Here is a 17,996-nt window from a genome sequence, read left to right as displayed (position 1 = left end):
ACTCCGCGTCTTCACCCCGTGTCGTCGCCGCAGACGTCGAGCAGCAGCTCGCCGGGCAGCGAGAGGATCCGCGCGAGCAGCCCGCGATCCAGTTCGACCGCGTGCTCGGTGGCGTGGGACGCGACCAGGCAGAACCGGCCGGCCCGGTAGCCGGCCTCGGCCAGCGCCCACAGCTCGGCCCGGCACGGCTCGAGGACGTCCAGCACCTGCCTGAGGTGCGCGGCCGGCTCGGCGTCCGCGGTGGACGTCGAGAGGCACCACAGCGATTCCGCGCGGACCGCGCTCGATCGCCGGCTCACCGGCGTCCCGGCTTCGGCCGCGGTCGTCGGGCGGACGCCGAGCCGCCGGGTGACCTCGGCGGCCGTCAGCCCGGGTCCGCCGAAGATCCGGTAGGTCGCCGCGGTGCGCACGGCTAAGCCCCGGCGGTGGCGAGTTCGGTGCGGCGGAACGCTTCGGGGGAGAGCTGGAACCACACCAGCACCGCGCTGACCGCCTGGATCGCGGCCACCACCACCCACACACCCCGCAGGCTCCAGTGCGCCGCGACCAGGCCGCCGGTCAGCGCGCCCAGCGGCGTCAGGCCCCAGGCCAGCGCGCGGTGGCTGGTCAGCACCCGGCCGAGCAGCGGCGCCGGGGTGAAGCGCTGGCGGCTGGACTGCGAGCAGACGTTCCAGACCAGCACCGTCGAGGTCAGGAAGACCAGCACCGCGCCGATCAGCGGCGGCCACGGCGGCAGCACGGCCAGCAGCAGCGGCGCCACCGCGCCGAGGCTCTGCGCGCCCCGCATCGACCACGAGTACCCGAACCGGTCGACGATCTTCTGCACGAAGAACGACGACGCCACCCAGCCGACCGCCAGGCAGGCGAGCAGCAGGCCGTAGCCGACCGAACCGACGTGCAGCACCTGCGTCGCGTAGAGCACCATCATCGAGTTGCCGGCACTGGCGGCGAACGAGCCGAGCGCGACGTTGATCGTGATCGAGCGCAGCAGCGGCGTCCGGACCAGGTGCGTGAGCCCGGCCGAGAGGTCCCGCAGCGGATGGGTCCGCGCCATGGTTCGCGACTCGGACGGGATGCGCCGCGCCATGAGGAGCGCGGCCAGCGCGCAGCCGGCGGCCAGCCACGCCGGAGCGCCCGCGCCGACGGCGATCAGGAACCCGGTCAGCGGCGGCACGACGAACTGCACGACACCCCGGTCGATCACGGTGAGGCGCGCGTTGGCGTGGGCGAGCCGGTCCGGCTCGACGAGCTCGGGCACGAGCGCCCCGCTGGCGCCGTCCCCGAGCACCTGCGCGGTGGTGACGACGAAGGCGACGACGAGCAGCACGGGCAGGCTGAGCAGCCCGGCCGACGCGACCGCGGCGAGCACGAGGGCGGCCCCGACCTGCACGGCGTAGGCCCAGGCGAGCACGGCGGTCCGCCGGACGCGGTCGATGAGCACCCCGGCGAAGAGGGACAGCAGCAGCCACGGCGCCTGCCCGGCGATGCCGACGAGCGAGATCTCCCGCGGGTCGGTGGTGATCGACACGGCGAGCAGCGGAAGTGCCGCGAGCATCAGCCCTTCGGCGGACGAACCGGACACCGCGACGGCCTGCAGCCGCACCCACCTGTTCGTCACGCGCGCCGCCCCATGATCGGCAGTGTGCCGAAAAGTCGTAAGCAAGCCAAACTATTTTCCGGAGGCGTCGATCACGCTCCGCGACGCACCCGGGCCGAGTCGCGGTGCCGTAACGGCGGACCGCGAATTCGAGACTCACCCCGGTAGTTCCCCGGTCGCCGGGCGCGGCCGGTCCGGATCCGAAGGGGACAAGTTGCGCAGGCGAAGCGAACGCGAGCAGGTCGATCCGACCGTCCAGGCAGCGCGCATCAACCGTCGTGGCACGCTGATCACCGCCATGGCCACGGTCATCGCCGCGTTGATCGGGGGCCTCTTCGCGGCCTACAAGGTCGGCAACGACCAGGGCGTGGCCAGTGCCCCGCCGCGGACGGTCACCGTCACGGCCACCAAGCCCGGGACCGCGCCGCCGCCCGCGTCCACCGGCGCGGCGCAGGCGAGCGACGTGTCCGCCCAGGTGCGGCTCGAATCCGGCACCGGGGTCGACATCGACGCGACGGATGCCCGGGCCGTGGAAACCAGCGGCCCGAACGGGGACTTCGACCTGTACTTCGCCGATCCGGGGCTCCTGGTCGGCCGCTCGGCGATGTACTACTACAACGGCGGCGAGAACACGGCGAGCGTCGCCTGTCCCAAAGCCGTGGCCAACGACAAGCCGGCCCCGGGCGGCCAGGTCGTGCTGTCGGCCGGGAGCCAGTTCTGCGTGCGGACCTCCGAAGGCCAGGTGGGCTGGGTCAGCTGCAACGACGTCAAGACGTCCAGCGACCACACCGGGTACCTGGTCTTGAACTACCGGCTGTTCGCCACGACGTGAGCCGCGGGTTCAGCGGCGCACCCGGGTCGACTCGCGCACGACCAGCTCGGGCGTGAACACCACGGCCTGGTGCTCCACCGTCGTGTCCGCCGTCTCGTTCAGCAGGAGCTCCGCCGCCGTGCGGCCGAGGCGCTGGGCGGGCTGGCGGACCGAGGTCAGCGGGACCGCCGCCGCGCCCGCGAACTCGATGTCGTCGTAGCCGACGATCGCCATCTCCTCCGGGATGCGGACGCCGGCGCCGACCATGGCCTGCAGCACCCCCAGCGCGAGCAGGTCGTTGGCGCAGAACACCGCCGTCGGGCGGGGGCTCGTGCCGAGCAGGCGGGCACCCGCGTCGCGGCCCGACGAGACGTCGAGGCCGATCGCCTCCAGGACCGTCAGCTCCACTCCGGAGTTCTCCAGCGCCGTGCGGACGCCCTGTTCGCGGTCGCGGCACTGGGCGAGGATCGCGGGGCCGTTGACGAACGCGATGCGCCGGTGGCCGGTCTCCAGGAGGTGGCGCGCCGCGAGGGCGCCGCCCGCGATGTCGTCCACCGCGACCGAGCTCGCCTCGGTCGTCGGCGCCTTGCGGTCGACGAACACGTACGGCGTGCCGCTGCGGCGGAACGCGCGCAGGGCCTCGCCGGAGGTCCCGACCGGGCTCAGCAGCACGCCGCGGACCCGCTGTTCGGCGAACATCGCCAGGTAGGACGCTTCGAGGTCGGACCGCTGGCCGCTGTTGCAGGTGATGATGTTGAGGCCCTCGGCGTGCGCGGCCTGCTCGGCGCCGCGGGCGACGTCGACGAAGAACGGGTTGCCGAGGTCGAGCACGAGCAGCCCCATGATCCGGCTGCGGCCGGCGCGCAGCTGCCGCGCCGACTCGTCGCGGACGTAGCCGAGCTCTTCGATCACCGACAGCACGCGGTTCCGGGTCGCCACCGCGACCACGTGCGGCCGGTTGACCACATTGGACACCGTGCCGATCGAGACACCGGCCCGCTTGGCGACGTCCTTGATGCCGACCAAAGCACCCCCTCGCAGAGAAAGCGTGAGCCTATCACGATCTGAAACGTTTCAGACGCTGATTCCCGCCCTTCGTCGGATGATCGCGGCACTAGGCTTCGCGGGCGGTGTGCGTGCCACTGGGAGGAGTCCGGGTGCGGATCTTCACGATCGTCCTGTCGCTGGTGCTGGCGTGGGTGCTCTCCGGGGCGGTCGCCGCGGCCGATCCCGTCCTGGAACACGACACCGACGACCCGGTGCCGGCCGCGCCGGCCGTCACCCGGCCGGACACAGTGCACTGCAGCGTCACGCTCGCCGACGCCTTCCGCTCCAACACCGCCGACGGCACCCCGCAGTTCTACGAAGGCACGCTCGCGCCGCCGAAGGCCTGCCCCGGCCCGTGGGCGAAGGTCGTGCTGGACCAGACCGTGACCGTCAGCGGCCGGCAGTACGACCGGATCGGCGACCTGCGGATCGGCACCACCGAAGTCTGGTGGGGCACGACCGAGGAGCCCAGCGGCGAGGGCAACCGGGCGATCACGTACCACTTCGACAAGGACCTCACGCCCTACAGCGCGCTGCTGCGCACGCCGCAGCCCTTCCACGGCGGCATCGAGAACTACAACTCGCCGATCTACACCGGTGTGTACGCCCAGACCGTGACGCTCACCTACTACCAGGCCGACCGGCGGCACCCCGCGCCCGAGACCCCCGACCACGTCGCCGGGTTCGGGCACGTCGACGCGACGCCCGCGGCGCCGACGGTGCACTTCAGCGCGAAGGACCTGCCGCGCAACATCACCCGCGCCTACCTCGAGGTCACCCTCGAAGGCCACGCGTGCGACGAGCAGTGGTTCGACGACGTCCCGGACGCGGTGTCGGCGAAGTACCCGGCGGCCGGGCTCTGCGGCAAGGGCCCCTACCGCGAAGCGAACTTCGCGCTCGACGGGACACCCGCCGGCAGCGCGTTCACCTTCCCGCACATCTACTCCGGCGGGATCGTGCCGCAGCTGTGGCGGCCGATCGTCGCGATCGACACCTTCAGCCTGCAGGCCGAGACCTACGACATCACGCCGTTCGCGGGCCGGCTCGTGGACGGCGGTGCGCACGATCTCTCCTTCTCCTTCCCGGACATCGGCGGTGAGTTCACCGTCGTCCCGACGCTACTGCTCTACACCGACAAAAACGCCGCGCGGACGTCCGGCGCCCTGACCCAGCACGACGTCGCGGCGGCGCCGGTGCGGCACGAAACGGTCAAGGACATCAAGGACGGCGTGAACGTGACGGTGACGGCGAAGCGCCACGACGTCACCGCGGGCTACGTCGACACCTCCGCGGGCCGCGTGTACTCCCGCGTCGAGCGCACCCGCGACTACCGCAACAGCGACGACGTCACCGGCGGCGGCTTCACCCAGCACGTCGTGCAGGGCGACTCGGGACAGCAGACGTCGACGTCCACTGTGGACGGCCGGGTGCGCTCGGCGGCGCGGCACACCTGGTCCTACCTGCTGACCACCGACGCGACCGCGGCCATCACCGACGACCAGAACCTGCGGATCTCCGGCTCGGCCGAGATGACGCAGACCCTCGCCGACCTCACCGGCGACGGGCGGGGGTGGCGCCCGGTCCGCGCGTCGAGCGAGTGGCTGAGCTCCTCGGGTGTGCTGGCCCGCACGAACGGCGTCAACACCGAGGCCGACGGGCGTTCGCGCACGTCGTTCGCCGGCTCCGACGACGCCGGCCGGCCGTACTTCCACTACGTCGCGAGCGAGCACGGGCTGATCACGGAGAACCGGGAGCTCCCGCCCAGGAGGTGAAACAGCTCTCGCGGTGCCTCACCCGATCGGGCTAGTGCGGTAGTGTCGTTTCCATGGGGAGTCTCCGCTCACGGGTCCTGGGCTGGGTCGGGCGTCGGTATCTCGCGCGGCAGTCGAAAAAGGGCTTCGACCTCGAAAAGATGTCGTCCTTCCTGCCCGAGGCGGCGCTGCGGCCGCTCCGGCGTGACGGGCTCGACCCGGTCGCCGAGATCGGCGCGATCCGGGCCGAGGCGCCGATCAGCAAGCTCGACCTGCCGTTCGGGATGAACGCCTGGCTGGTCACGGGCTACGACGAGGCGAAGGCCGTGCTGGGCAAGGTGACGGAGTTCTCCACGGACTTCACCAACCTGGTGGGCAGCGCCGGGGTGACCGAGGACCAGAACCCGGGCGGGCTCGGGTTCGCGGACCCGCCGGTGCACACCCGGCTGCGCAAGCTGCTCACGCCGGAGTTCACCATGCGCCGGCTCAACCGGCTGACCCCGCGCATCGACGAGATCGTCACCGAGCAGCTCGACGCGATGGCCAAGACCGAGGGCCCGGTCGACCTGTGGCGGGCGTTCGCGCTGCCGATCCCGTCGCTGACGATCTGCGAGCTGCTCGGCGTGTCCTACGAGGACCGCGAGGACTTCCAGCGGCTGGGCACCGCGCGCTTCGACCTGTTCGGCGGCGCGAGCGCATCGCTCGGCGCGATGTCGGAGTCGCTGACGTACCTGCTCGACATCGTGAAGAAGCAGCGGGAAGAGCCCGGCGACGGCCTGCTCGGCATGCTGATCAAGGAACACGGCGACGAGATCTCGGACCGCGAGCTGGCCGGCCTCGCCGACGGCGTCCTGACCGGCGGCCTGGAGACGACGGCCAGCATGCTCGCGCTCGGCGCACTGGTGCTGCTGCGCGACGAGAAGGCGTTCGACGCGGTCCGCGGCGACGAGCAGTCCGTGCACAAGTTCGTCGAGGAGCTGCTGCGCTACCTGACGGTGGTGCAGATGGCGTTCCCCCGGTTCGCCAAGGAGGACATGGAGATCGGCGGCGAGCGGATCTCCGAGGGCGACATCGTGCTGGTGTCGCTGTCGGCGGCCGACCGCGACGCGAAGCTGGGCGCGGACATGGAGAAGTTCGACGCCACCCGCGAGCCGACGTCACACTTGGCGTTCAGCTACGGAATCCACCGCTGCATCGGCGCGGAGCTGGCCCGCATGGAGCTGCGCACGGCGTACCCGGCCCTGGTCCGCCGCTTCCCGAACCTGCGCCTCGCGGTGCCGGCGGAGGAGCTTTCGTTCCGCAAGGTGTCCATTGTGTACGGACTGGACGAGCTGCCGGTCCTGGTGGACTGAAGTTGTAGACACCCACCAGCGGGTTCACGAACAGCTCGCTGCCGGCGGTGCGTGTGGTGAACTGGGCCTTCCCGAACTCACCCCGCAGCGCGGCGGCGAGGCTGACAATGTCCTCTTCGGGCGCACTCGGGGCGATCCGGCGAGGCTGTGCACCCGGCCATCCCGCGGGGGCGGGGTGGTCCTAAGTGGACCGAGAGCGCCGGTTCGCCGGCGAGACCCTGCCCGCCCGCCCCGGTCCCGGCGGGCGAACTACCTCAGTTCACCCCACGGGGCCGAAACTGAATGCTGATCCGCGGCCCAACAGCCTTCGCGGTCTTCGGAACCGAGTGCTCCCAAGTCCGCTGGCAACTCCCGCCCATCACCAGCAAATCGCCGTGCCCCAACGGCCGGCCCAGCGTCTTCCCGCCGCCGCCGCGAGGCCGCAGCGCCAGGTTGCGGGCCGCGCCGACCGACAGGATCGCGATCATCGTGTCTTCGCGGGCACCGCGGCCGATGCGGTCGCCGTGCCAGGCCACGCTGTCGCGGCCGTCGCGGTAGTAGCACAGGCCCGCCGTGCGGAACGGCTCGCGCAGCTCCCGCAAGTAGTGCTTGCTCAGCGCGTCCCGCGCTGCCACCAGCGCCGGGTGGGGGAGCGGCACGCTCTCGCGGTAATAGCTCAGCAGCCGCGGCACGGCGACGACGCGGTCGTACATCTTCCGCTTCTCCGCCTGCCACGGCACGCCCTCGACCAGCGCCGCGAACAGCTCGTCGGCGCCTTCGAGCCAGCCCGGCTGGACGTCCACCCACGCGCCCGAGCCGAGGTCGGTCCGCTCGGGCGCGAGCGGGCGCAGCGCGATCGCGCCCTCGGTGCCGAACAGGGAAGACTGGAGACCCGCGTTCATGGTCTCCAGCCTACACCAAGATCGAACACCTGTTCTAGTGAATCACGGCGTAGACGAGCTTCTGGATCCCGTTGCCGTAGGACTCGCTCTCGACGAGCTTCAGGGCCTGCTTGTCCTTGTCGGTCTCGCTGAACAGCCGCTTTCCCGCGCCGAGCAGCACCGGGAACACCAGCAGGTGGTAGCGGTCGACCAGGCCGGCGTCGGCGAGCGCGCGGTTCAGCGCGGCGCTGCCGTTGACGATGATCGGCCCGCCTTCGGTCTCCTTGAGCGCCGCGACGTCGTCCAGCGAGCGGAGGATCGTCGTCTCGCCCCAGTTCGTCACCAGGTCGGACTCCTGGAGCGTGGTCGACACGACGTACTTCGGCATCGCGTTGTAGGCCGCGAACTCGACCGTCATGCCCGGCCACACCGGCGCGAACGCCTCGTAGCTGACCCGGCCCAGCAGCAGCGCCGTCGCTTCCTCCTGCTCGGTGCCCTTCATGGCGTAGGCGGCCGGGTCGAACTCGATGTCCTTGAAGGTCCAGCCCGAGTTGCGGTAGCCCGGCTCTCCGCCGGGCCCTTCGACGACGCCGTCGAGCGAGACGAACGAGGTGGAGATCAGGGTGCGCATGGGTGCTCCTAGGTCGATCTTGGGTGCGTTCACCAGTGTGTCGAACGGCGGCGGCCGGATTCGACAACGCCGCGCGGAAAACTTCCGACGCACTTCCCGGCACTGAAGTGGGTCTTGTCCGCGGCCGCCCCGGCTCGTACAGTCACACCCACGCCGGACAAAGGTCTGAACCTGTGTCCGGGCACCGCCGCCTCGAGTGACACAGGAGGTCGACGGTGCGCAGACTTCGCGGCGCGGGCGTGCTCGCGGCGGTCGTGACGGGGCTCGCGGTCCTGGTCCCGAACGCGGACGCCCAGGTCGGTGATGGGTCCTGGACTTCGGACTCGCCGAGCTTCAACACGCAGGAAAAAGGGTGCGGCGACGTCTCCGGCCTCACCTTCAAGCTGACCTGCTCAACGGGCAGCGGTGAACAGCGGGCGGAACGCCGCTACGCCACCTACTCCGGTGGCACCCACCAGTTCGAGGGCTCCTTCAAGATCACCAGCATGACCGGCTCCCGGATCAGTCTCAAGCAGACGTTCCGGGACGGCTCGAGCGCCGGCCCGTACTTCCTGCTGGCCGTCGAGAAGGGCGGCCGGATGTACGCCGTCGAAGGCGGAGCGACGCTGGGCAGCGGCGCGACCGTCGGGACGTCGGTGCGGGTCAACACGATCAACCAGGTCGGCAGCTCGCACAAGGTGTACATCAACGGCTCGCTGAAGCAGACGATCTCGAGCCCGGGCGGCAGCTACTACGACAAGTTCGGCAGCTACCGCACCGCCAGCGGCGCGGGGCCGATCACCGTGACGTGGAGCGGCGTCAAGTTCTGGCACAAGTAGCGGCCGGCGCCTCCGGTTCAGGCCGGGGGCGCCGCCCACGCGTCGAGGCCGTCGCGGGCGGCCAGCCGCAGCCCGCTGGTGAACCGGCGGTGCGTCCCGGTGAGCGGGTCGTCGAACGCGAGGACCTTGGCCAGCAGCTGCAGGGGTTTCGTGAAGTCCCCGAGGGGCTTGTCCCGCAGTTCGGGGTAGAAGTCGTCGCCGAGGATCGGGACGCCGAGGCCGCTCAGGTGCACGCGCAGCTGGTGCGTCCGCCCGGTCGAGGGCACCAGCCGGTAGTGACCCAGCCCGTCGCGGTGCCCGGCCAGCTCGACGTAGGTCTCGGCGTTCGGTTCGCCCGGCACCTCCTGCGCCGCCAGTACGCCGCGTTCCTTGACGATCCGGCTGCGCACGGTCCGCGGCAGCTCCAGCGCCGGGTCGTACGGCGCGATCGCCTCGTACTCCTTGTGCACCTTCCGGTCGCGGAAGAGCGTCTGGTACTTCCCGCGCAGCTCCGGCGTGATCACGAACATCACCAGCCCGGCGGTGACGCGGTCGAGGCGGTGCGCGGGGGAGAGGTGCGGGAGGTCGAGGTCGCGGCGCAAGCGCACGAGCGCCGTCTCGAGGATGTGCTGCCCGCGCGGGATGGTCGCCAGGAAGTGCGGCTTGTCGACGACCAGCAGGTGCTCGTCGCGGTGCACGACGCGGATGGCGAACGGCACCGGCACCTCGTCCGGCAGGTCGCGGTGGAACCAGATGAACGAGCCGGGCGCGTACGGCTCGTCGGCGGCGAGCGGGCCGTCGGTGCCGTGGATGCGCTCCTCGCGCAGCATCTGCTCGATCCGGTCCGGCGTCACGCGCGGAAGGCGGTCGACGAGGTGCGCCAGCAGGGTGGGCCACTCGCCGTCGGGCAGTTTCAGCCGGGCGGGCTCCAGCCCGTGGCGGGGCGGGATCGGGGGCCGGAGCTTGCGTCTCATCGTCCCCCGACTGTAGCTAACCCTCCGACGGCGTCCGGTAGCGCGCGATGTAGCGGGCCGTCGCCTCGGCGTTCTTCGCCTCGGCCGCCGCGGCCCGGACGTGGCGGCCGGTGTGGTGCGGGAAGCCCTGCCGGCCGAGCCGGTGCTCGATGCTCTCCTCCATGTAGGCGCAGGAGTAGAAGTACGCGACGAGCGCGGCCATGAGGACCAGTGAGAGGCGCAGCCAGATCGAGCCGGGCAGCAGCAGCCACACCGCGCAGAGGGGCACGATGCCGACCGACCGCTGGGACACGTACCGGGCTCGCCAGTGCTTCGACGTCGCGTCGTGCAGGGCCCAGTCCTTGTAGCGGTCCGGAAGTTTGACGCCGATGGCGTAACCGAGCCAGCGGAGTGCACCAGGTCGTTCCATGGGTTCCAGTGTACACTAATAGTTAGTGTACTAATTGTCTCGTGGGCCACGTTAGGATCGCGCCATGATCGACCTGGGTGAGGACCCCCTGAAGCTCGACCGGCAGGTGTGTTTCGCACTGTCGGTGGCTTCGCGCAGCGTGATCGCGATCTACCGGCCGCTGCTGGAGCCGTACGGCCTGACCCATCCGCAGTACCTGGTGATGCTCGCGCTGTGGGAGCGCTCGCCGCGGTCGGTGAAGGACCTGGGCACGTCGCTGCGGCACGAGCCGGCGACGCTGTCGCCGCTGCTCAAGCGGCTGGAGGCGCTGGGGTACGTCACGCGCAGGCGGAGCCGGGCGGACGAACGCCAGCTGATCGTCGAGCTGACGGAGTCCGGGCGCGCGTTGCGGGCCGAGGCGGAGAAGATCCCGTACCGCGTGGTGGAAGCGTTGGGGATGGAGGTCTCCGAGCTGGAGGCGCTGCACGGCGTGCTGTCCCGGGTCATCGCGGCGACGGCTTGAAGGGGGCAGTGTGCTGAAGATCAGGCTGGGCGTCGCCCCGGCGGCGGGCACCGGACCGGCGGAGTTCGCCGGCCTGGCGGAACGGCTGGAGAGCGCCGGCGTCGACTCGCTGTGGCTGTCCGAGCTGGTGTACTCGCCCGAGGTCGACCCGATGATCGGCATGGCGCACGCGCTGGCCCGGACGTCGAAGCTCAAGGTCGGCACGGGCGTCGCGATCCTGCCGGGGCGGCACCCGGTGCTGGTGGCGAAGCAGCTGCTGACGTTGGCGGGGCTGGCGCCCAAGCGGGTGCTGCCGGTGTTCGGGTTGCGCCCGGCGCGTGCGACGGAGCATGACTTGTTCCCGGTGCCGGCCGGTCGCCGGGCGGCGGTGTTCGACGAGTCGCTCGTGCTTCTGCGGCGGCTGCTGGAGGAGGACTCGGTGTCGTTCTCGGGTTCGTTCTTCGAGGTTTCGGACGTTTCGCTGGGGCCGCGTCCGGCGAAGCGCCTGGACGTCTGGCTGGGCGGGTCGGCACCGGCCGCGGTGCGTCGTACGGGACGGCTGGCCGATGGGTGGCTGGGGAGTTTTCACACGCCGTCGCAGGCGCGGGCGGCCGTTGTGGCGATCCAGGCCGCTGCCGCGGAGGCGGGTCGGGAGATCGAGGAGGATCACTTCGGGCTGAGCCTGGTGGTGGCGGATCGTGGGGTGCCCGCGGAGCTGGCGGCGGTGGCGGCTCGGCGGAGTCCGGGGGTGCCGGTTTCGGAGCTGGTGGCGACCAGCTGGCCCGAGGCCCGGCGGCTGGTGGAGGAGTACATCGAGGCGGGGCTGTCGAAGTTCGTGATCCGGCCGGGGCACGGGGATTTCGACGGGTTCCTGGAGAAGTTCCAGGCCGAGCTGGTGCCGCTGCAGAACTACGGCCGCTAGAACTCCAGCTGCTCCGCCTTCCGCGGCATCAGCAGCAACGCAACCACAGAAACCGCCGCCACCACCAACAGCCCGACGAACACGTAGTGCGTAGCCTCCGCCAAAGCCCCCCGGACGAACGTCGCCACCGGCGACGCCGAATGGTCGCCCAGCACCAGCGAAGTCGCGTCCACCGAAGGTGGCAGCTTGCCCGCCACCTCCGCCGGCGGCGAGGCAAACCGCGAAGCCAGCGTCGCGTTCGCGATCGCGCCGAACACCGCCGCTCCCACCGCGCTGCCCAGGGACCTGCTGAACAGGTTCGTCGCCGTCACCACTCCTCGGCGGTCCCAGCCCACCACCGACTGGATCGCCACCAGGGTCGGGCTCGACGTCAACCCCAGGCCTAGACCCAGGACGAACGCCGCCAGCGCCGCCGCCCACAGGGACGACCTCGCGTCCAGCAGGGCCACCAGTACCGCGCCGCCGACCACGAACACCGTGCCGATCAGGGCCGTGTCGCGGAAGCCGATGCGCAGGTAGATCTTGCCCGCCAACGATGCCGAGATCGGCCAGCCGACCGTCAACGCCGCCACCGCGAAGCCCGCGACCAGCGCTCCCGCGCCGAGTACGCCCTGTGCGTACGTGGGCAGGTACGACGTCAGCCCCATCAGGACCGCGCCGACCACTACGGCCAGCAGGTTGCCGCCCACCAGGATCCGGCGGGTGAACACCCACAGCGGCAGCACCGGCTCGGCCGCCCGCTTTTCCACCAGCACGAACGCCACCAGCATGACCACGCCCGTGACGAAGATCGCCACGCTCGGCACCGAGCCCCACGCCCACGCCACGCCGCCTTCGAGCAGGCCCAGGATCACCAGCGAACAGCCGATCGTGAGCAGCGCCGCGCCCGTGTAGTCGACCTTGTGGGGCTTGCGCTCCACCCGCTCGGCGAAGTTGCGGACCAGCATCAGCGCCGCGATCGCGCCCAGCGGCAGGTTGATGAAGAAGATCCACCGCCAGTCGAGGTACTCCGCGAACACGCCGCCGATCGTCGGGCCGACCACCGACGCGATGCCCCAGACGCTCGCGACGTAGCCCTGCACCCGGGCGCGTTCCTCGACCGTGTAGAGGTCGCCGATGATCGTCATCGACATCGGCTGGATCGCGCCCGCGCCGATGCCCTGCACCGCGCGCGCCGCGATCAGCACCGGCATGCTCCACGCGGCGCCGCACAGCACCGAGCCGACCAGGAACGCCGCGATCCCGAAGAACATCACCGGACGGCGGCCGAGCACGTCGGCGAACTTGCCGTAGAGCGGGACGGTGACCGCCTGGGTCAGCAGGTAGACCGAGAACAGCCACGGGAACTGCGAAAACCCGCCGAGGTCGCGCACCACCGACGGGACGGCGGTCGCGATGATCGTGCTGTCCAGGGCGACCAGGGCGGTGCTCAGCATGACCGCGATCAGCACCGGGCCGCGCTCCGACCGGAAACCGACCCCCTTCACGCTGGTGGCGGGGGTGCTCGTCATCGGCGGGCTGCTCCTCGGGGCGGTCACGACTGAGGTCAACTACTTTGCACTCCTAAGCATTCCATCCGGGGGCCGGGTACCCCAGTGAATTTCCGTCACAGTGCGCATCCCGGAAGATGGGTCGGATGAGCGACTGGATCCGGCCGATCGGGCAGGGGTGGGTGGTCCGCGACGCGGTGCCCGGCCCCGACGTCGACGAGTTCGCCGAACCCGAGCGCGTGGTCGCGGCGCTGGCCGCGCCCGGCGCCGCGGACAGCCTGCTGGCCGTGCAGCACCCGGCCCGCACGCCCGCGGCGCTGGCGCGCGGGCTCGACCTGTCCGCCGCGGTCCCGGTCGCGCGGGCCGTGCTCGAACGGCTCCGCAAGCGGTTCTACCGGCCGGTGCGCGAGGTCGTCGCGCCCTACCGGATCGAAGGGCCGGACGGCGTGGCGCTCGGCCTGCTGTGCCTGGTCGACCCGGCGGCGGTGACCGACGACGGCGCCGCGCGCGTCCGGCACACCGAGGACGTCTACGCCGACGTCGTGGCCGAACGCGCGGCCGTGCTGGCGGGGCTGGGCTGCGCGACGAGCGCGGCGATGCTCGTCCCGGCGGCCGACGGCGACCTGCTGACCGAGCAGGTCGAACGGGCCTGCGCCGGCCTCGGCCTGCCCGATCTGTCCACTTCGGACGCGGCCGGGCGGCGGCACGAGCTGTGGGTGGTGCCGGCGGGGCCGTTGCAGAGCCGGCTGCTGGCCGCGGTCGCCGCGGCCGAGCTGCTGGTCGCCGACGGCAACCACCGGGTCGCCGCCGCGACGGCGGCCGGGCACAGCGCGCTGCTCGCCCTGGTCACGGCGGGTCCGCAGCTGCGGATCGGCGCGATCAACCGGGTTCTGACCGGCACCGGGCTCGGGCCGGAAGACCTGGTGTCCCGCTGGTGCGCGGCCGGCCTGGACGTCCGGTACGACGAGCACGCGGTGCCCGTGCCGGGCGAAGTGGTGGTCCGCGCGGGCTCGGCGGTGCTGCGGATCCCGCTCCCGGAGCTGCCGGGGGCGGCACCGGTGATCGACCACGAGATCGTCGAGCGGGTCCTGTTCGCCGAAGCGCTCGGGGTGGATCCCGACGGGCCGTGCGTGCTGCCGTTGCCCGCGGGCCGTCCGCTGCCGGCCGACGCGGACGCCGTGGTCCTGCTGGCACCGGTGCGGTATTCGGACGTGCTCGCGGTGCACGCGGCCGGCCGCCGGATGCCGCGCAAGGCCACCTACTTCACGCCGAAGCCGCGCAGCGGGCTGGTGCTGGCGGAGCTCTAGCGCGCGTCCCACCAGGTCAGGACCCGGGTCGCCAGGAGCGTCAGCCACTTCGACGGCTCGCCCGACGGGACGTCGACCTCGAACCACACCCGGCCGGTGTGCCGTTCGGTCTGGATCCACGTGCCGTCCGGCTGCCGCGCTGCGCGGATCAGCTCGACGGCCTCCGCTATGCGCGGGTCCGGCCGGTCCGCGTCCCGGAAGTACGAAGCCGCGTTGAGCACGTCGTAGTGCCAGCGGATCGGGTACGAGAACTCGCCCATCCACGGCGCGATCGGCGCGCCCGTCGACAGCCGCCGGAAGAGGCCGCGTTCCAGCAGGTACTCCTCACCGGCGAGGCGGGCCTCCCGGGAAGCGGGGGTGCCGCCGGTCGCGCGTTCGAACGCGAGCAGGCCCTTCAGCGCGTTGAGTGTCGAGTGGACCGACGAGCGCGTCGACCCCTCGACCCACTCGCAGTTCCAGCCGCCGTCCGGCAGCCGGTGCGCGACGAACCAGTCGGCGATCCCGGAGACGTCCGCGCCGAGCCAGACGCCGTTCGCCAACGTCCAGGCGTTGATGCAGCAGTCGACTTCGCCGTCCCAGTAGGGCAGGTTTTCGTACTCCCACCGGCTGTTCTCGGCCAGCAAGGCCGCGGTTCCCCGCAGTGCCGCGGCGTCGAGGCCCCACTCGCGCAACGAGTTCAGCGTCCACGTCGTCGCCGTCCAGGGCTGGGCCTCGCCGCCCTGGAAGCCCGCCGGGAAGAACGCGCCGCCCGCCCACTGGCCGTCGGGGTCCTGCAGCGCCAGCAGCCGCGCGCCGAACCCCTCCGTGGCGATCCGCGCCCGCGTCGCCTCCCAAACGGACGGTGGCTCGCCCGCCAGATCGCGCTCCACCTGCCAGCGCAGGGCCGGGTCGGAGTCGAGCAGCCAGGCGAGCACGTCCATCAGGCCCCCGTGACGCCGTCGATCGCTTCGCGCAGGAAGTCGGCGTGTCCGTTGTGCCGCGCGTACTCGTGGATCATGTGGAGCATCACCAGTCGCAGCGAGACGTCTTCGCCCCAGCGCGCCTGGTGCCCGGTGACGTCGAGGGATTCGGCGGCCTCTTCGATCTTCCGGGATTGCTCCACTTCGGCCTGCCACGCCTCGAACGCCTCCGCGCGCGTCGAGGTGCTCGCGTCGTAGGCGGCCTGGAAGTCGCCCTCCGCCGACCACCGCAACGGGATGTCCTCGGCGTTGATCACCCGCCGGAACCAGGTGCGCTCGACCTCGGCCATGTGCTTGACCAGGCCGAGCAGGGTCAGCGTGGACGGCGGGCTCGAGGCCCGCCGGAGGTCCTCGTCGGACAGTCCGTCGCACTTCATGGCGAGGGTGGCGCGGTGGAAGTCGAGGAACGTGCGCAGCATTTCGCGCTCGCCCCCGACCAGCGGTGGTTCGGGACGTTCGGTGGTCACCGGACAGTGTCTATCACGCTCAGAAATGTCGTACCGGTGATTTAAGCTCGCCGACGTGGACTTGCCCGTGATGCCGCCCGTGCGGCCGATGCTCGCGAAAGCCGTGCACGAGGTGCCTCGTGACCCGGGGCTGCTGTACGAGCCCAAGTGGGACGGGTTCCGCTGCATCGTGTTCCGCGACGGCGACGAGATCGAGCTCGGCTCCCGCAACGACCGCCCGCTGACCCGGTACTTCCCGGAGCTGGTGGAGCTGCTGGCCGCCGCGCTGCCGCCCCGCTGCGTCGTGGACGGCGAGATCGTGCTGGTCACGCCCCAGGGCCTCGACTTCGAGGTGCTGCAGCTGCGGCTGCACCCGGCGGCCTCGCGCGTGCGCAAGCTCGCGGAGGAGACGCCCGCCAGCTTCATCGCCTTCGACCTGCTCGCCCTCGGCGACACCGACCTCACCGAAGCGCCGTTCCGCGAGCGGCGCGAGCAGCTCGAAAGCATCCTCCGGACCGACGCCGAAGGCCTCCAGCGCGTCCACCTGACTCCACTGAGCGACGACCCCGCCCAGGCCGAAGACTGGTTCACCCGGTTCGAGGGCGCGGGCTTCGACGGCGTCATGGCCAAGCCCGCCGACCTGCCGTACGAGCAGGACAAGCGGGTCATGCTGAAGGTCAAGCACGAGCGCACGGCCGACTGCGTCGTCACCGGGTTCCGCTGGCACAAGGACGGCGCCGGCATCGGCTCGCTGCTCCTGGGGTTGTTCGACGACGACGGCGTGCTGCACCACGTCGGCGTGGCGAGCAGCTTCACCAAGGCGCGGCGGGCCGAGCTGGTCGACGAGCTGGCGCCGCTGCGCGAGAACGCCCTCGAGAACCACCCGTGGCGGTCGTGGGCCGAGTACGAACCGGAGCCGGGGCGCCGGCCGGGCGCGAACAGCCGGTGGGCGCCGCAGAAGGAGCTGACCTGGGAGCCGCTGCGGACCGAGTGGGTGGCCGAGGTCCGCTACGAGCACCTGCAGGGCGGCCGGTTCCGCCACGGCGGGCGGCTGGTCCGGTTCCGGCCCGACCGCACCCCGGAGTCGTGCACGTACGCCCAGCTCGACGAGGCGCCGCCCGCCGAGCTCGCGAGACTGTTCGGGGAGGCGAGATGAGCGAGGCGATGCTGCTCGACGTCGACGGCGTCGAGGTCAAGATCAGCAGCCCGGACAAGGTCTACTTCCCGGAGCGGGGGCAGACGAAGCTCGACCTCGTCGAGTACTACCGGGCCGTCTCGGGTCCGCTGCTCGCCCGGCTCGGCGGGCGCCCGCTGCTGCTGGAGCGCTACCCGGACGGCGCCGGCGGCAAGAACTGGTTCCAGAAACGCGTCCCCAAGGGCGCGCCGCCGTGGCTGAGCACCACCGTCGTCTCGACGCCGAACGGCACGACGAGCGACGCGCTGGTCGCGAAGGACCTGGCCCACATCCTGTGGGCGGTGAACCTGGGCTGTCTCGGCTTCCACGTCTGGCCCTACCTGGCCGACACGCCGGAGGTGACCGACGAGCTGCGCGTCGACCTCGACCCGTCGCCCGGCATCGGGTTCGACGACCTGCGCGAGGCCGCGTTGCTGACCCGGGAGTTCCTGGCCGGGCACGGCATCGAAGGCCACCTGAAGACGTCCGGTTCGCGGGGGCTGCACCTGTACGTGATGCTCGAGCCGCGCTGGGACAGCTTCCAGGTGCGGGCCGCGGCGGTCGCGCTGGCGCGGGCCCTGGAGCGGCGGCACCCGGAGAAGATCACCGCGCAGTGGTGGAAGGAAGAGCGCGGCTCGCGCGTGTTCGTCGACTTCAACCAGAACGCGCCGCACAAGACCGTGTTCGGCACGTGGTGCGTGCGGCCGCGGGTCAGCGGGCAGGTGTCCACGCCGATCGCGTGGGACGAGCTGGACGGCGTCGAGCCCGACGCGTTCACGCTCAGCACGGTGCCGGCCCGGGTCGCCGAGCGCGGCGATCCGTGGGCCGGGGCGGGGGAGCGGCCGCAGTCGATCGCGCCGCTGCTGGAAATGTCCGAACGCGACCTGGCGAACGGGCTGATGGACGCGCCGTGGCCGCCGGTGTACCCGAAGATGCCGAACGAGCCGCCCCGGGTCGCGCCGAGCCGGGCGAAGAAGGCGTGAGGTGG

The 17,996-nt window shown here is 71.5% G+C and carries 19 protein-coding genes; 9 read left to right on the top strand and 10 right to left on the bottom strand.

Annotated elements, in window-relative coordinates:
* Window positions 1-11: 11 nt before the first annotated feature.
* On the bottom strand, window positions 12-410 hold the full coding sequence (locus tag ACZ7PG_RS00690; protein ID WP_470236969.1) for a DUF4279 domain-containing protein: 399 nt from the start codon (window positions 408-410) through the stop codon (window positions 12-14).
* A gap of 2 nt (window positions 411-412) precedes the next feature.
* Window positions 413-1,618 (bottom strand): MFS transporter, encoded by a 1,206-nt coding sequence (locus tag ACZ7PG_RS00685; RefSeq protein WP_470236968.1) that lies wholly within the window; start codon window positions 1,616-1,618, stop codon window positions 413-415.
* A gap of 193 nt (window positions 1,619-1,811) precedes the next feature.
* Between ACZ7PG_RS00685 and ACZ7PG_RS00680 the strand changes: the two genes are divergently transcribed.
* Window positions 1,812-2,429 carry a hypothetical protein gene (locus tag ACZ7PG_RS00680; protein WP_470236967.1) on the top strand — a complete coding sequence of 206 codons (618 nt, stop codon included), beginning with the start codon at window positions 1,812-1,814 and terminating at the stop codon, window positions 2,427-2,429.
* A gap of 9 nt (window positions 2,430-2,438) precedes the next feature.
* Here ACZ7PG_RS00680 and ACZ7PG_RS00675 read toward each other — a convergent pair whose 3' ends face one another.
* Window positions 2,439-3,434: a LacI family DNA-binding transcriptional regulator gene (locus ACZ7PG_RS00675; protein ID WP_470236966.1), complete on the bottom strand. Its 996-nt coding sequence runs from the start codon at window positions 3,432-3,434 to the stop codon at window positions 2,439-2,441.
* A gap of 131 nt (window positions 3,435-3,565) precedes the next feature.
* On the opposite strand from ACZ7PG_RS00675, the gene ACZ7PG_RS00670 reads away from it, so the two are divergent.
* On the top strand, window positions 3,566-5,227 hold the full coding sequence (locus ACZ7PG_RS00670) for a peptide-N4-asparagine amidase (protein ID WP_470236965.1): 1,662 nt from the start codon (window positions 3,566-3,568) through the stop codon (window positions 5,225-5,227).
* Between the two features lie 53 nt (window positions 5,228-5,280).
* The gene (locus ACZ7PG_RS00665) at window positions 5,281-6,558 is read left to right on the top strand and encodes a cytochrome P450 (RefSeq protein ID WP_470236964.1); all 1,278 of its coding nucleotides are present in this window, start codon (window positions 5,281-5,283) and stop codon (window positions 6,556-6,558) included.
* 254 nt (window positions 6,559-6,812) lie between these two features.
* Here ACZ7PG_RS00665 and ACZ7PG_RS00660 read toward each other — a convergent pair whose 3' ends face one another.
* Window positions 6,813-7,439 carry an alpha-ketoglutarate-dependent dioxygenase AlkB gene (locus tag ACZ7PG_RS00660; protein WP_470236963.1) on the bottom strand — a complete coding sequence of 209 codons (627 nt, stop codon included), beginning with the start codon at window positions 7,437-7,439 and terminating at the stop codon, window positions 6,813-6,815.
* Between the two features lie 34 nt (window positions 7,440-7,473).
* Window positions 7,474-8,049 carry a dihydrofolate reductase family protein gene (locus ACZ7PG_RS00655; protein WP_470236962.1) on the bottom strand — a complete coding sequence of 192 codons (576 nt, stop codon included), beginning with the start codon at window positions 8,047-8,049 and terminating at the stop codon, window positions 7,474-7,476.
* A 239-nt stretch (window positions 8,050-8,288) separates the two neighbouring features.
* Here ACZ7PG_RS00655 and ACZ7PG_RS00650 point away from each other — a divergent pair, with 239 nt between their 5' ends.
* Window positions 8,289-8,867 carry a hypothetical protein gene (locus tag ACZ7PG_RS00650; protein ID WP_470238973.1) on the top strand — a complete coding sequence of 193 codons (579 nt, stop codon included), beginning with the start codon at window positions 8,289-8,291 and terminating at the stop codon, window positions 8,865-8,867.
* A 17-nt stretch (window positions 8,868-8,884) separates the two neighbouring features.
* Here the strand turns inward: ACZ7PG_RS00650 and ACZ7PG_RS00645 are convergent, their stop codons facing one another.
* Complete coding sequence (locus ACZ7PG_RS00645; RefSeq protein WP_470236961.1) at window positions 8,885-9,820, bottom strand: RluA family pseudouridine synthase; 936 nt, start codon at window positions 9,818-9,820, stop codon at window positions 8,885-8,887.
* Between the two features lie 16 nt (window positions 9,821-9,836).
* A complete protein-coding gene (locus ACZ7PG_RS00640; protein WP_470236960.1) occupies window positions 9,837-10,229 on the bottom strand; it encodes a DUF5313 domain-containing protein in 393 nt (130 codons plus the stop codon).
* Window positions 10,230-10,293: 64 nt separating this feature from the next.
* Here ACZ7PG_RS00640 and ACZ7PG_RS00635 point away from each other — a divergent pair, with 64 nt between their 5' ends.
* Window positions 10,294-10,731 (top strand): MarR family winged helix-turn-helix transcriptional regulator, encoded by a 438-nt coding sequence (locus ACZ7PG_RS00635; RefSeq protein WP_470236959.1) that lies wholly within the window; start codon window positions 10,294-10,296, stop codon window positions 10,729-10,731.
* 10 nt (window positions 10,732-10,741) lie between these two features.
* Window positions 10,742-11,632: a TIGR03854 family LLM class F420-dependent oxidoreductase gene (locus ACZ7PG_RS00630; protein WP_470236958.1), complete on the top strand. Its 891-nt coding sequence runs from the start codon at window positions 10,742-10,744 to the stop codon at window positions 11,630-11,632.
* On the opposite strand, the gene ACZ7PG_RS00625 is transcribed toward ACZ7PG_RS00630, so the two are convergent.
* The gene (locus ACZ7PG_RS00625) at window positions 11,629-13,143 is read right to left on the bottom strand and encodes an MDR family MFS transporter (RefSeq protein ID WP_470236957.1); all 1,515 of its coding nucleotides are present in this window, start codon (window positions 13,141-13,143) and stop codon (window positions 11,629-11,631) included. The two genes, ACZ7PG_RS00630 and ACZ7PG_RS00625, sit on opposite strands and share 4 nt — an antisense overlap.
* Before the next feature lie 125 nt (window positions 13,144-13,268).
* On the opposite strand from ACZ7PG_RS00625, the gene ACZ7PG_RS00620 reads away from it, so the two are divergent.
* Entirely contained in the window at window positions 13,269-14,429 is a 1,161-nt protein-coding gene (locus tag ACZ7PG_RS00620; protein ID WP_470236956.1) for a DUF1015 family protein, read from the top strand.
* Here the strand turns inward: ACZ7PG_RS00620 and ACZ7PG_RS00615 are convergent.
* On the bottom strand, window positions 14,426-15,349 hold the full coding sequence (locus tag ACZ7PG_RS00615) for a squalene cyclase (protein ID WP_470236955.1): 924 nt from the start codon (window positions 15,347-15,349) through the stop codon (window positions 14,426-14,428). The genes ACZ7PG_RS00620 and ACZ7PG_RS00615 overlap by 4 nt on opposite strands.
* Window positions 15,349-15,855: a DinB family protein gene (locus tag ACZ7PG_RS00610; protein WP_360475606.1), complete on the bottom strand. Its 507-nt coding sequence runs from the start codon at window positions 15,853-15,855 to the stop codon at window positions 15,349-15,351. The genes ACZ7PG_RS00615 and ACZ7PG_RS00610 overlap by 1 nt, the downstream gene beginning before the upstream one ends.
* A gap of 55 nt (window positions 15,856-15,910) precedes the next feature.
* Between ACZ7PG_RS00610 and ACZ7PG_RS00605 the strand changes: the two genes are divergently transcribed.
* Both ACZ7PG_RS00605 and ligD read left to right on the top strand, forming a co-directional pair.
* Window positions 15,911-16,990, top strand: a complete 1,080-nt coding sequence (locus ACZ7PG_RS00605; protein WP_470236954.1) for an ATP-dependent DNA ligase — start codon at window positions 15,911-15,913, stop codon at window positions 16,988-16,990.
* Window positions 16,987-17,991: a non-homologous end-joining DNA ligase gene (gene ligD, locus ACZ7PG_RS00600; protein WP_470236953.1), complete on the top strand. Its 1,005-nt coding sequence runs from the start codon at window positions 16,987-16,989 to the stop codon at window positions 17,989-17,991. Before ACZ7PG_RS00605 ends, ligD begins: the two co-directional genes overlap by 4 nt.
* Window positions 17,992-17,996: the final 5 nt, after the last annotated feature.

It is taken from the genome of Amycolatopsis sp. NPDC114504 (genome assembly GCF_055633595.1).
Note: the sequence above shows the minus strand (reverse complement) of the source record. Positions and strands in the feature narration are given on the sequence as shown.

Bases quoted from the DNA above. Each gene is read 5' to 3' on its own strand.
- ACZ7PG_RS00665 (WP_470236964.1), top strand. From the start codon at position 5,281: ATGGGGAGTCTCCGCTCACGGGTCCTGGGCTGGGTCGGGCGTCGGTAT.
- ACZ7PG_RS00660 (WP_470236963.1), bottom strand. From the start codon at position 7,439: ATGAACGCGGGTCTCCAGTCTTCCCTGTTCGGCACCGAGGGCGCGATC.
- ACZ7PG_RS00655 (WP_470236962.1), bottom strand. From the start codon at position 8,049: ATGCGCACCCTGATCTCCACCTCGTTCGTCTCGCTCGACGGCGTCGTC.
- ACZ7PG_RS00645 (WP_470236961.1), bottom strand. From the start codon at position 9,820: ATGAGACGCAAGCTCCGGCCCCCGATCCCGCCCCGCCACGGGCTGGAG.
- ACZ7PG_RS00640 (WP_470236960.1), bottom strand. From the start codon at position 10,229: ATGGAACGACCTGGTGCACTCCGCTGGCTCGGTTACGCCATCGGCGTC.
- ACZ7PG_RS00635 (WP_470236959.1), top strand. From the start codon at position 10,294: ATGATCGACCTGGGTGAGGACCCCCTGAAGCTCGACCGGCAGGTGTGT.
- ACZ7PG_RS00625 (WP_470236957.1), bottom strand. From the start codon at position 13,143: ATGACGAGCACCCCCGCCACCAGCGTGAAGGGGGTCGGTTTCCGGTCG.
- ACZ7PG_RS00620 (WP_470236956.1), top strand. From the start codon at position 13,269: ATGAGCGACTGGATCCGGCCGATCGGGCAGGGGTGGGTGGTCCGCGAC.
- ACZ7PG_RS00615 (WP_470236955.1), bottom strand. From the start codon at position 15,349: ATGGACGTGCTCGCCTGGCTGCTCGACTCCGACCCGGCCCTGCGCTGG.
- ligD (WP_470236953.1), top strand. From the start codon at position 16,987: ATGAGCGAGGCGATGCTGCTCGACGTCGACGGCGTCGAGGTCAAGATC.